At 42.6% G+C, this 12,087-nt stretch carries 12 protein-coding genes and 1 tRNA gene; 10 read left to right on the forward strand and 3 right to left on the reverse strand.

Going from position 1 to position 12,087, the window contains the following annotated elements; all coding sequences use genetic code 11:
- Nucleotides 1-2: 2 nt before the first annotated feature.
- The 8 genes from K0S23_RS11430 (at nucleotide 3) to K0S23_RS11465 (ending at nucleotide 8,202) form a co-directional block, all read left to right on the forward strand.
- On the forward strand, nucleotides 3-1,580 hold the full coding sequence (locus K0S23_RS11430; RefSeq protein ID WP_300357336.1) for a DHA2 family efflux MFS transporter permease subunit: 1,578 nt from the start codon (nucleotides 3-5) through the stop codon (nucleotides 1,578-1,580).
- A gap of 279 nt (nucleotides 1,581-1,859) precedes the next feature.
- Complete coding sequence (locus K0S23_RS11435; protein ID WP_300357338.1) at nucleotides 1,860-3,620, forward strand: ABC transporter ATP-binding protein; 1,761 nt, start codon at nucleotides 1,860-1,862, stop codon at nucleotides 3,618-3,620.
- Between the two features lie 72 nt (nucleotides 3,621-3,692).
- Nucleotides 3,693-4,226: a hypothetical protein gene (locus tag K0S23_RS11440; protein WP_300357341.1), complete on the forward strand. Its 534-nt coding sequence runs from the start codon at nucleotides 3,693-3,695 to the stop codon at nucleotides 4,224-4,226.
- Between the two features lie 254 nt (nucleotides 4,227-4,480).
- On the forward strand, nucleotides 4,481-5,116 hold the full coding sequence (locus tag K0S23_RS11445; RefSeq protein ID WP_300357343.1) for a hypothetical protein: 636 nt from the start codon (nucleotides 4,481-4,483) through the stop codon (nucleotides 5,114-5,116).
- 233 nt (nucleotides 5,117-5,349) lie between these two features.
- Entirely contained in the window at nucleotides 5,350-6,297 is a 948-nt protein-coding gene (locus K0S23_RS11450) for a DnaJ C-terminal domain-containing protein (RefSeq protein ID WP_300357345.1), read from the forward strand.
- Nucleotides 6,281-6,562: a chaperone modulator CbpM gene (locus tag K0S23_RS11455; protein ID WP_300357347.1), complete on the forward strand. Its 282-nt coding sequence runs from the start codon at nucleotides 6,281-6,283 to the stop codon at nucleotides 6,560-6,562. The genes K0S23_RS11450 and K0S23_RS11455 overlap by 17 nt, the downstream gene beginning before the upstream one ends.
- 80 nt (nucleotides 6,563-6,642) lie before the next feature.
- A tRNA-Ser gene (locus K0S23_RS11460) sits at nucleotides 6,643-6,729 on the forward strand.
- Between the two features lie 462 nt (nucleotides 6,730-7,191).
- A complete protein-coding gene (locus K0S23_RS11465) occupies nucleotides 7,192-8,202 on the forward strand; it encodes a hypothetical protein (RefSeq protein ID WP_300357349.1) in 1,011 nt (336 codons plus the stop codon).
- A gap of 23 nt (nucleotides 8,203-8,225) precedes the next feature.
- Here the strand turns inward: K0S23_RS11465 and K0S23_RS11470 are convergent, their stop codons facing one another.
- The 3 genes from K0S23_RS11470 to K0S23_RS11480 all read right to left on the reverse strand — a co-directional run bounded on the left by K0S23_RS11470 (nucleotide 8,226) and on the right by K0S23_RS11480 (nucleotide 10,752).
- Nucleotides 8,226-9,254, reverse strand: a complete 1,029-nt coding sequence (locus tag K0S23_RS11470) for an asparaginase (RefSeq protein ID WP_300357350.1) — start codon at nucleotides 9,252-9,254, stop codon at nucleotides 8,226-8,228.
- A gap of 57 nt (nucleotides 9,255-9,311) precedes the next feature.
- A complete protein-coding gene (locus K0S23_RS11475) occupies nucleotides 9,312-10,076 on the reverse strand; it encodes a TatD family hydrolase (protein ID WP_300357353.1) in 765 nt (254 codons plus the stop codon).
- 259 nt (nucleotides 10,077-10,335) lie between these two features.
- Nucleotides 10,336-10,752, reverse strand: a complete 417-nt coding sequence (locus K0S23_RS11480) for a BrxA/BrxB family bacilliredoxin (protein ID WP_300357355.1) — start codon at nucleotides 10,750-10,752, stop codon at nucleotides 10,336-10,338.
- Between the two features lie 284 nt (nucleotides 10,753-11,036).
- On the opposite strand from K0S23_RS11480, the gene K0S23_RS11485 reads away from it, so the two are divergent.
- Nucleotides 11,037-11,216 carry a hypothetical protein gene (locus K0S23_RS11485; protein WP_300357357.1) on the forward strand — a complete coding sequence of 60 codons (180 nt, stop codon included), beginning with the start codon at nucleotides 11,037-11,039 and terminating at the stop codon, nucleotides 11,214-11,216.
- A 113-nt stretch (nucleotides 11,217-11,329) separates the two neighbouring features.
- A complete protein-coding gene (locus tag K0S23_RS11490) occupies nucleotides 11,330-11,995 on the forward strand; it encodes a 2-C-methyl-D-erythritol 4-phosphate cytidylyltransferase (RefSeq protein WP_300357359.1) in 666 nt (221 codons plus the stop codon).
- Nucleotides 11,996-12,087 lie beyond the last annotated feature (92 nt).

Genomic DNA, 12,087 nt, shown 5'->3' on the forward strand with positions numbered 1-12,087 from the left:
TTGTGGAAGTTCCTGCTTTAAAAACACCCATCGTTTATCCGACGGGAGCTGAAAAGTGGATCCTGGTCATCACAGCAATCAGTTGCGCCATTCTCGAGTTACTCGATACCACCATTGTAAACGTTTCATTACGTGAGATCAGTGGGAATGTGGGTGCAACAACAACAGAAATTGCCTGGGTTGTGACGGCTTATGCCATTTCAAACGTGATCATTATTCCATTGACAAGTATGCTAAGCGACTTTTTCGGTCGCCGGAATTACTTTACAGGCTCCGTTGTGATCTTTACCGTAGCGTCACTGATGTGTGGTCTCTCCACCAATCTTTGGACGCTTGTTTTCTGGCGATTCGTGCAAGGTTTAGGTGGTGGCGGTTTGCTTTCAACGGCACAATCCATTATCATCGGGGCCTTCCCGCCTGAAAAGATCTCTACGGCAAATGCTATTTTCGGAATGGGACTCATCCTCGGGCCAACCTTCGGGCCGACTCTTGGCGGGTACATTACCGATAATTTTTCCTGGCATTGGATTTTCTTTGTGAATATTCCGATTGGTATTACTGCAACTATTTTAAGTTTCCGATATGTTACGAATCGGCCCGGAGCCGTCAAACCCAGGAAAATAGACTGGTGGGGAATTCTCTTCCTCGTTGTTTCTGTGGGTTCCATTCAATATGTTCTGGAAGAAGGTACGGCAGAAGATTGGTTCGAAAGCCATGAGATTACTGCTATGACCGTCATTGCAGTGGCTAGTCTTGCCGCATTTATTATCCGGGAATTGAAAATTGATTATCCGGCTGTAAATATTCGCTTGTACAAGAACTACAATATGATCATGGGTTCCATTATGAACTTCCTGCTCGGTTTGATGCTTTTCGGAACGGTATTTATCTTCCCTTTGTTTGTTCAAATCTCATTGGGTTGGACCGCAACACAAACCGGAATGTTCATGATCCCGGGAGCATTGTGTACTGCCTTTGCCATGCCGCTGGTTGGTCGCTTGCTTGGTGGAGGAATGAATCCGAAAACAGTCATTCTCTTCGGAATTGCAATGACCTTTAGTTTCGTGATGATGCTGGCATTTTCTTCTCCAGATTCTTCAGAACGCAATTTCTATCTTCCGTTCGTATTGCGTGGTTTCGGAATGGCGTTCATGATGTCACCGATTCTTTCACTGGCAGTTCAGGGATTGAGTCCGAAAGACATGCCGCAAGCAATTGGTTTGGCGAATATGATCCGTCAGCTCGGCGGATCCGTAGGAATTGCCTTGATCAATGTGTATTTAACGAATACCAATGCTATGGTTCGCGGAAATATGATCGGTTATATCAATCAGTACAGTGATTCCGTAAACGAACGTCTTCAGTTGATGGCTCAGAATTTCATTTCAAAAGGATATGATGCGGTGCAGGCAACTGAGATGGCCAATCGCCAGATAGACGGATTAATGACCCGGCAGCAAATGTTGGTAAGTTACAATCATGGATTCTTTATGGTCGCTTGTTTGATCCTGATCTGTGTTCCGGTTGTGTTTTTAATCCGCTACAAGAAAGGTTCGAAAGCTGTTGCAGCTGATCACTAAGTTTGAGTTACACCCTAATAATAAACAGAGAAACCTTCTTTTCATTGGTGTGAAGCCCTGGGAGGAAGGTTTTTTGATTTCTCCCCCTTTCCTCCCCCTCCAAAGGGGGAAATTAAATTTCCCTTCTATAAAGAAGACAATGGGATTTAATCATTTCAACAACAGATTATTTTCCAATTTTTATTACTTTTACACCTCCTGTTGAAACAACAATTCATACTCCATATTTTTCAATACATTCATTTCTGCAGGAAACAAAACATTCATATTTAGATTTACATGAAAATACTCGTATCCTATTTAAAACGTTACAAAGGACTTGTGTTCCTTTCCATGATACTAGCCAGTATCAACCAATCATTTTCGCTTTTAGACCCTTACATTTTCGGGAAATTGCTGGATAATTATGCCACCCGGCCGGATGATTATACCCAAAATGAATTCCTTTCGGGTGTCGGTACATTGATCGCGCTGGCAATCGGTGCGGCGATGGTAAGCCGTATTGCAAAAGCATTCCAGGATTATACCGTGAACCTGACTATTCAAAAAGTGGGTGCAGATATTTATACGGACGGTTTGAAGCACACGTTGCAGGTTCCTTTCAGTGAATTTGAGGACAAACGAAGCGGTGAAACCCTGAACATCCTTCAAAAAGTACGGATCGATAATGAGCGATTCATCATGAATTTCGTAAATATCCTTTTCACTTCGATAGTTGGATTGGTTTTCGTGATTGTGTACGCCTTGAGTGTCCATCCCGGATTGATTGTCGTTTATTTGGGTTCCGCATTGCTATTAAGCTACATTACCAATCAATTATCCAAGCGGATCAAGAAAGTACAAACCACCATTGTAAAAGAAACCAATCAATTGGCAGGAAGTACCACAGAAAGTTTACGAAACATTGAATTGGTGAAGAGTTTGGGTCTTGCAACGCAGGAAACAGAGCGTTTGAACGACACCACACGCAGAATTCTGCAATTGGAACTGAAAAAAGTGCGCCAGGTGCGAAGTATTTCCTTTACCCAAGGAACCTTTGTGAATTTGATGCGCCAATCCATCATGTTCTTCCTGATGTTCCTGATTTTCAGACACACCTTAACTGTCGGTCAGATCATGACGCTGCAATTCTATTCCTTCTTCATTTTCGGACCTTTGCAGGAAGTTGGGAACGTGATCATTTCCTACCGCGAAGCCGAAGCATCGCTTCATAACTTTGAGCAGATCATCAATACTCCGATCGAAGAGAAACCCACCGTCCCTTCTACCCTGAATGCGATCGAAAAACTGGCATTCCAAAACGTTGGTTTCCGTCATAAAACCGCTTCTTACGATGCGTTAAGCAATATTTCCTTCGAAGTGAACAAAGGTGAAACCATTGCTTTCGTGGGACCAAGTGGTTCTGGAAAAAGTACACTGGTGAAATTATTGGTTGGTTTGTACAGCGCTCCAACAGGTGATATTACTTACAACGGAATCAGCAGTACGGAAATCGACAAGGAAGAATTGCAGCAGCAATTGGGCTTTGTTACGCAGGATACGCAGTTGTTCTCCGGAACGATCCGTGAAAACCTGCTATTCGTAAAACCGGATGCAACGGTAGCAGAAATTGACGAAGCATTGCGTAAAGCGTCTTGCACGAACCTCATCGCCCGCAGTGAAAACGGGATTGACACCGTAATCGGTGAAGGCGGGATGAAACTGAGCGGTGGTGAAAAACAACGTTTATCTATTGCCAGAGCATTGCTGCGTCACCCGAGGTTAATGGTTTTCGACGAGGCAACATCTGCTTTGGATTCCCTTACTGAGGAAGCTATCTCCAATACCATCCGCGAGATTACTGACAAAAAAGAACACATTACCGTTTTGATCGCACACCGTTTATCTACCATCATGCATGCTGACCGAATCTTCGTTTTGGAGAAAGGACTCATCATCGAAACAGGAAAACACAGCGAATTGCTTGAAGAGAAAGGTTTGTATTATGCCATGTGGAGACAGCAAATCGGTGAACGACGGGATGATGTGATTTTAGCTTAAATAACTATATACAACAAAACCCGTAGGGACGCGATTAATCGCGTCCCTACGGGTTTCAAATTTAAACCTACTATGCGCATTCTAATCTACATCTACATTTTTGCGGCTGTGATTTTTTCCTTCTGGTCCGTAATCATGGAAACATATCCGGCATTGTTCTTTATCAAGCTCTTTGCTCCGGAACCAGGAGATAAATACCCGCTTGGTATTACAGGATTGGTCACGATTTTAGCGCTGCTGCTTCCCTTAGTTTTCGTCATGTTCATTCTCAAACTGATCCGCAACCGGAAAGGTGATGAGACGAATTCTGTATTGGACTCGGATTACTTCAATAAAAGCGGCATCCACTTCATGCGCATCAAACAAGCCCAAAACCGCCTGATCTCAAGTCCGATCTTTATCAACGGTGAACAAAGAGGTGGTATTGATTCAGGGAAAAAGTTATTTATTGCATTGGATCCGGGAACCTACGAAGTAGAAGTTGGTGCAAAGCGCGAAAAGTCGGATAAATTGATTGCCCAGGTACAGGCTAATTCTCATGCACAGGTGGAAATCCGGATCATTCCGAATGGATTGCGATCAAAGCATGTGATCGAGGTGGTTTAAACCGGATTTCGAGTTTCGTATTTATAAAACCAAGGGGACCTTCTCACCTGGTACGCTTTCCTTCCTAATAAATCATTCGCAACATTCTCTGAGGGGTTATGTATACCATTTACCCTATTCTTTACCAAAAAGAATTTGTTCAGAACCGGCTAAATATCAAGGCATTAAAATTATTTTTTTTAAATAAACAGAAAGCCGGTGCAGCGAAATCAAGTGTTTGTCATCTACTGATAAACACACTAATAATGAACAATATGAAAACTAAGAAAATTACAACTATTGCATTGATCGCGTTAGGAGCGATGACATCATCATGCAAAAAACAAGAGCCTGAACCAGTAGTATGCAACAATTGCACAGAACCAACCGAGTGCTCTTTCTGCCCGGGGGAAGAAATAAGCCTGGATGCAAACGGGATGGTGAATGAGGTTTACGCACATCAAGTCTCGTTTTTCCACGAAGACGGACAAGAAGTTCAGCCGATTGCACCAATAGAAAGAACCCCAAGTGGCTTTTATGATTTTCATGAAGGTATGTCGATTGAATTTAATACGGCAGAATTACCAATTGCCTGTACAGCGAACAAGATCACTTTTGTACATGCCCGATTTGCAAACAATACCAATGACCATCCAAACCTGGTAAACGTTAAATTCCCTACTACCCCTTTGATCGTTTGTCCTGCAGACTCACTGACACAGTATTTAGCGCCGTATGGCTACCAGGCACAGCATTTTTACTTACCCGGATATGTAAACATGAGCAACAGCCAGGGATTTGCAGGAGTGATCGATTCATTGATCATTACCGGTCCGGATTTCCAAACGGTTACAGTTGGAGCAAACCTGTTTGAATCAGAGCTGAGAAGCATTTGTATCGCACATCAATAGTCCATTATCGGATCCCGATCTCCTATCAGAATAAGAATGGGGTAAAAAAGAGCATCTAACTGCGGTTAAATGCTCTTTTTCTTTTTGTGAACCCGTTGAAGCACTATCATAATTAAAGCAGATTTGCTCTCACTCTCATTCTGTTTTCTTGCCTCTTTCCTGATCCGGATCATTTTTTTCCACTTGTATAATATCCATTTTAGCCGTAATTTAATATCTCAAGGCTTGGCAGTATGGATTACATTGATTACTATAAGATTTTAGGCGTTGATAAGAATGCAACTACCGATGATATAAAGAAAGCTTACAGGAAACTTGCGCGGAAGCATCATCCGGATCTGAATCCCAACAATCCGGAAGCATCCAAATTATTCCAGCAGATCAATGAAGCAAACGAAGTATTGGGCGATCCTGAAAACAGGAAGAAATATGACCAGTATGGAAAGGATTGGAAGCATGCCGAACAATTCGAACAAGCGCGCAAGCAGCAAAGATCATCCGGTGGACAAAGTCAGGGAAATCCATTCGGGGGTACGGGGAATCCATTTGGAGACAGCGAATACTTTACGTATGGAGATGAGAGCGGCTACTCCGATTTTTTTTCTTCGATGTTCGGTTCCCGAGGCGGTGGCAGGCAGACAAGGTTTAAAGGCCAGGACTTTCGGGCATCAGTGGAACTTAGTTTAAGCGAGGCATATAAGACCCACCAGCAAACATTTACGGTAAATGGTAAAAACATACGCATTACCGTGCCAGCGGGAATTGAAAACGGTCAGGAAATAAAACTGGCCGGACATGGTGCCCCGGGTGTAAACGGCGGTCCCAACGGCGACTTGTACATCACTTTCGAAATAAAAAACGATACCGCATTTACACGTAAAGGCAATGATCTGTATACCAATGTGTCCCTGGATCTCTATAAAGCGCTCCTTGGCGGGGAAGAAATCATTCATACGCTCAATGGAAAGGTTAAAATGCCTGTAGCCCCCGAAACTCAGAACGGCACGAAAGTCCGTCTGAAAGGAAAAGGCTTCCCGGTCTACAAAAAGGAAGGTGAATTTGGTGATTTGTATGTGACTTATCAGATCCAGCTACCTACCGGCCTGACAGCGAAAGAAAAAGAATTAATCGAGCAGCTTGCTAAAGAACGTAAAACAAAAGAATATGGAAACAGCAAATAGAATCTCCATTGAACAATGCTGCGTTTATTACAACATTGAAACTTCATTTGTCCAAAAGTTGGATGAGCATGGTTTAATTGAGCTGATTCATTCCGATGAAGCCCTTTATATTACTTTCGAACAGCTCTCCGATCTCGAAAAATACATGCACATGCATTACGAACTGGAAATCAATATCGAAGGCCTTGAAACCATTAAATACCTACTGGACCAGGTATATCAGCTTCAAAAAGAAGTGAACCGATTGAAGGGGGAAGTTGAGTGAACCCAAAAAAATTCATTCAAAGTATTCTCCAAGGATTATCCGGATTCAAAGAAAAGTTGTATTTTTGCACTCCACTAAATAGAGAGGTGTCCGAGTGGTTGAAGGAGCTACCCTGGAAAGGTAGTATACGGGTAACTGTATCGAGAGTTCGAATCTCTTCCTCTCTGCAAGAATTATCCCGACGATCTGTCAAGACAGATGTCGGGATTTTTTATTCCCGCAGATTGCGCAGAAGGACGCAGATTTCATTCTTCACTCCAGTTAAAGTTCATACTTCGCGTTTCGTATATTGAAACCTACTTCGTCGTCGACTTCGTATGAAACCCTTCTTCCATTGACGCTATGGTCAGGGCTTTCAGCACTGAAGTTTCGCAGTGTGAAACTACTTCGCTCTTTCGAGCTTCGTAGTTTGAAAGGAGACAGTAGCAGACTTTACAGTCGCTACGTCTCGAGGTGGGGTATCCATACTGTATCTATGCTTTAAACTGGGAGTAAAGTGGGAGTATTCATGCTTGATCTACCAGGATAAGACAAGGCAAATATTATCAAAATGGAAGCGAAACATCGCGTCCTTGCAATGTTTTTTTGTAACTTACTATGCAGTAGATTGTTATGATAAAAGATTCGTTATGGCAAAGCAGATTGGTCGCGGGATTACAGGCAGGGTAGACGATTATTCGTTCTATCACGATCGTGTTCATGGCTATTTGGTGCGCCGAACCGGTGGTGTAAGTTCCAAGGAGTATCAAACTGATGAACGTTATGCAGCCGCGCGAAATGCAAGTGCTGAATTTGCTGCTGTTTCCAGCGCCGGTAAACTGATCCGGGATGCTTTTGCTCCTTTCATCGATCAAGTGAAGGACGGGACAATGGTGAACCGAATGAATAAGGAACTGGTTGCGTTGAAACAAGCAGATACGAAACATTGCAGAGGTGAACGCAGAGCTGAGGCGATGATGACAGATACGGATGCGAACAAGTTTTTCCGGATCTTCCAGTTTAATGAGCAAGTGAAGGTTTATGAACTGTTTGAGGGCTTACCTACCATTAATGCGAGTGACACGAGTCTGAGCCTCGCGCCAGCAAGGAATGTAAACCTTTTGGAGTCGGCATTCCCGGAGGGTGCTACTCATGCGGGGCTGACATTGGTGAGGAGTATAATTGATTTTGAGAAGGGGAGATTTGAGACGAGTTCGTCACGGATGGGATTGGTTTCGAAAGCCGAAGTCTCCCACTGGCAGGAGAAACAAAAAGTTTTTTCCCACAGATGCACAGATGAAGATGGCGCTTACCAGTCGCCAGTTTTTTTTCAGAAAGAGTTGTCGTTATATATTGAAGTATCGGAGAATCTTTCCTCTGTTTCAGGAACCGAGATCGTTTGTTTGCAGGTTTTATTTTTCGAGGAAAGAAACGGAGACTTCGTGCAGTTGAAGGGGAAGGTGCATGGGATGGGAGTTGTGGAAATAAATAAACTTAACCACAAAGAGCGCGAAGGACACAAAGAACAGAGGCGTCAGTTGCGACAGACAAGCAGAAGAATACAGAGGGTAAGGATGAGGAGAAACGTACGGTTATCAGATGTTCTTAATCGATCTTCTATTATTAAACAGAAACGGGAGATAGAAATCCGGGGCGGCTGAGAGGAATAATTATCGGAAAATGGTTACACCGTCACTTCCCCACAAACAGATTTCTGAAGAATGTCCTTTGCCAACTCCACATTCCCGGCACTTTTTCCCAAGGCATACATGGTTTTGGTAACTGCTGCTTCGGTTGTGAGATCGAAACCGGAAAGCACGCCGTTCTTCTCAAAGAAAGAACTGGTTTCGTATTTTCCCTGCTCCACTCTTCCCGTGGAACATTGGGTTATATTCAGAACAATTCCGCCTTTCTCCAGGTAATTCAACAGCAATTCGTGGAATTTTTTGTCGGATGGAGCATTTCCGGAACCATAGGTTTCCAGGATAATTGCTTTGGTTTTTTCGGTGTCGAACAACGATTCGTAAATGTTCCAGTTAAGGCCCGGAAACAATTTGATCAATGCCACAGAAGTATCGAAATCAGTAAATAACTCCAACCCGGAAGAAGCATTGATCGTTTCACCTGTATAATCGATGTGAACTCCGGCAACAGCCAATGGACGCAGGTTCGGTGAGCGAAAGGCTTCAAAAGAAGAAGCTGACACCTTAGAAGTGCGATTTCCCCTGTACAGAGAATATTCAAAATAGATGGCTACTTCACGAATGCGTGGAGAACCGTTTTCGGTTTTCGCTGCGGCTATCTCAATCGCCGTAACCAGATTTTCTTTTCCGTCGGTGCGAATCGTTCCAATGGGTAATTGAGATCCTGTAAAAATCACCGGCTTCGTCAAGCCCTGGAGCATGAAACTCAATGCAGAAGCCGAAAATGCCATGGTGTCCGAACCATGCAGGATTACAAATCCGTCAAAGTCATGGTACTTGTTGTATACCAATTCCGCCATTTCTTTCCACCAAAGCGGATTCATTTCGGAAGAATCGATCGGATGCGGAAAAGCATGGGTGGTCAACTCCACATTCAAACGCGCCAATTCCGGAATGTGTTTGTATACATCTCCAAAATCAAAGGCTGTGAGAGAACCTGTCAAGGGATCATTCACCATTCCGATGGTTCCTCCTGTGTAAATAACCAATACCTTCGGCGTTGTTTTCATGTGCATCTCATTTCTGTCCGGACAAAGTTCACTGAAAATCTGAAATACGCAAGGGAATTAAGGATGAAATAACTTCATCGCATTTTGGGTAGTAATTTCCTTCAATTTATTCAAAGGCAGATTCAAAATCTCCGCAATTTTTTCTGCTGTGTGAATTACGTAAGCACTTTCGTTTCGTTTCCCGCGGTATGGAACCGGGGATAAATAAGGTGCATCGGTTTCCAACAACAACTTATCCAGTGGAATGTGCTTCAAAGTTTCGGGAAGATCAGATTTTTTGTACGTTACCACTCCCCCGATACCAAAAAGAAAACCTCCATAAGCCAGGATCTTTTTCACGTCCTGTTCATTTCCGGTAAAACAATGAAAAATTCCCTTTAAACGCTCATCATTCTCCTGGTCGAGTACTTCATAGATCTCCGGGAACGAATCGCGTGCATGGATCACAATGGGAATCTGAAGTTCCTTCGCCCAGTTGATCTGCGTGCGGAATGCTTCTTTCTGCTCGGTTACAAAGGTCTTGTCCCAATACAAATCAATCCCGATCTCACCAATGGCAACGTAAGGTCTTTTTTCGAGCAGGAGTCTCATTTTGGCCAGAACCAATTCCCAATTTGCATCCACAGAACACGGGTGAAGCCCCATCATTGCGAAACAATTTTCAGGAAACTGTTTTTCAAGAGCATGCATTCCTTCCACTGAATCCAAGTCAATATTCGGCATATACATACGCTCAACGCCAGCTGCAATAGCCCGTTGAATCATTTCTGTACGGTCTTCGTTGAATTGATCGGAGTAAAGATGAGTGTGAGTATCTATCATTTGGATATTAAGATATTAGGACATCAAGATTTTAGGACATTAAGATTCCTCTATATAATACAAACGGTCTTCGTTGAATTGATCGGAGTAAAGATGAGTGTGAGTGTCTATCATTTGGATATTAAGATATTAGGACATCAAGATTTTAGGATGTTAAGACTTTAAGATTCCTGTATATAATACAAAAAGACTTCAAGACTTGGTGACAAACGAGTCATTCAGTCCTGAAGTCTTAAAATCCTAATGTTCTAAATCTCTCTTAACAAAATTCTTCGTAAGCTGCTTCTAAATTTTCAGCAATCATAGCTGCAGTAACTCCTTCGATATTGTGTCTTTCAAGGAAATGAACCAATTTTCCGTCTTTAAACAAGGCCACAGATGGCGAAGACGGAGGGAATGGTAAAAAGTACTTGCGAGCCTGTTGTGTTGCTTCAGAGTCAACTCCGGCAAAAACAGTTAATAAATGATCCGGTTTTTTTCCTGCTTGTTCCAAAGATTTTTTCACCCCTGGTCTTAAGTTTCCTGCTGCACATCCGCAAACAGAATTTACAACTACCAGGGCAACACCTTTGCTAGTTGGGATAGTTGCATCTACGTCTGATGCTGATACGAGTTGTTGAAAGCCCACACTTGTAAGGTCTTCCTTCATTGGTTGTACGAGTTCTGGTGGGTACATAATTTTTAATTTTTATACCGCAAAGTTACTGATTCTATCCCTTTGATCGTCCAAATAAGGGAATTGATTTATGAAATATTTGGATTTTTTGTGCTCGGATAATCCAAAAAAATCCTCCCCCTCTTCCTTTGACCAGCGCCTTTCAGGCTGGTCGCAGTCTTCATTCGCCATAGCGAATTCTCCCACCTCCAAAGGGGGAAGCCAAAAAATTGAATTTTTTTCAGGAAAATCGAAGCTTATCAGCAAATAATTTATTTACTTTGTCCCAATTAAAAAGAGAACAGATGAATGGTTTTTGGTGGACACTCGGAAAAATCCTAAATGGTGCATGGTTTTATGACAACATTGGTGATATCTTTAATTATTCAGTTATCGTTTTAGGATTCATTGGATTGTTCTACTGGTTAAACTGGCAGCGTAAATTCAATCAGCAAGCAGAGAAAGATCCAAATCAGATTAAGTAAATTTTGATTTTATCATATTTGAAAGGTTTCGTCAATGACGAAACCTTTTTTTGTTTAGCGGTTTAGGGACGTGAAGCTTCGCGTCTCTACAGAATTATTTTTATATTTAAAACATGCTGACGTTTATTATTACTGCCGGGGGAATTGGAAAAAGAATGGGAGGTTCGATACCCAAACAATTTTTGTTATTGAACGACAAACCCATCCTGATGCATACCATTGAACGCATGCACTCTTTTGATCCTTCTGCAGAATTGATCGTAACACTTCCCGAAGATTATCTTAAAGACTGGGAGGAAATGTGTCAGAAGTATTCCTTTAATATCCACCACGAAATTGTTCCGGGAGGAAAAGAGCGATTTGATTCCATCAAAAATGCATTGCAAAAAGCCAAAGGTGACTGGATCGCTGTTCACGACGGTGTACGTCCCTTTGTCAGCAGAACGGTTTTGAATCAGTTGCTGGAGGACGTGAAAAAATACCGTGCAGTAATTCCGGTGATTCCCGTAAAAGAAACGCTTCGTATCGCAGATGGTGAGAGCAATGCAACGGTAAACCGGGACCATTACCGTGTTGTTCAGACTCCACAGGTATTTGAAGCGAAACTGATTAAAAAGGCTTACGAACAAAACTATGCACTCACATTTACAGATGACGCGAGTGTGGCAGAAGCGATCGGTGCACGGGTACATCTTATACCGGGAAATGACGAAAACATTAAGATCACTAATCCGCTGGATTTAAGTGTGGCTGCGATTATTTTGAAAACGTGGAGTTAATTTCCACTTTTTCAATCGCAAAAAAGTGGAGCAAAATGCTTGTCTCATTCAAAGCCGTTCACTAAAAAATCCTTCGTTCTTGTTTAGCAACA

Origin of the sequence: Fluviicola sp. (genome assembly GCF_029266855.1) — a bacterium.
Classification (GTDB): Bacteria; Bacteroidota; Bacteroidia; order Flavobacteriales_D; family Crocinitomicaceae; genus Fluviicola.